At 61.5% G+C, this 322-nt stretch carries 1 protein-coding gene; it reads left to right on the top strand.

Annotation, left to right across the window (positions count from 1 at the left end; genetic code table 11):
- Positions 1–322: VCBS domain-containing protein (locus L0664_RS18485; RefSeq protein ID WP_235227383.1), on the top strand; the 322-nt coding region annotated here is incomplete at both ends.

The following is a 322-nucleotide window of genomic DNA, read 5'->3' as shown; positions in this document are numbered from 1 at the left end:
GACAGCTTCACGGTCACAACGGTGGATGGCACGGAAGAGACCGTGACCATCACGATCACGGGTGAGAATGATGCGGCAGAGATCACAGGCGAGACGACGGGCGCGGTGATTGAGGATGAGGCGGCAACCCTGACGGCGACGGGGGCGCTTAGCGTGACGGATGTAGACGCCGGTGAGGCGAGCTTTGTTGTTCAGAGCGGTACGGCTGGCAGCTACGGCAGCTTTGATATCGATGCAGAAGGCGCCTGGATCTACGCGGCGGACAACACGCAGGCGGCGATCCAGGCGTTGGGCGAAGGCGAAACTTTGACCGACAGCTTCA

It is taken from the genome of Octadecabacter dasysiphoniae (assembly GCF_021532615.1).
GTDB lineage: Bacteria > Pseudomonadota > Alphaproteobacteria > Rhodobacterales > Rhodobacteraceae > Octadecabacter > Octadecabacter dasysiphoniae.
Note: the sequence above shows the minus strand (reverse complement) of the source record. Positions and strands in the feature narration are given on the sequence as shown.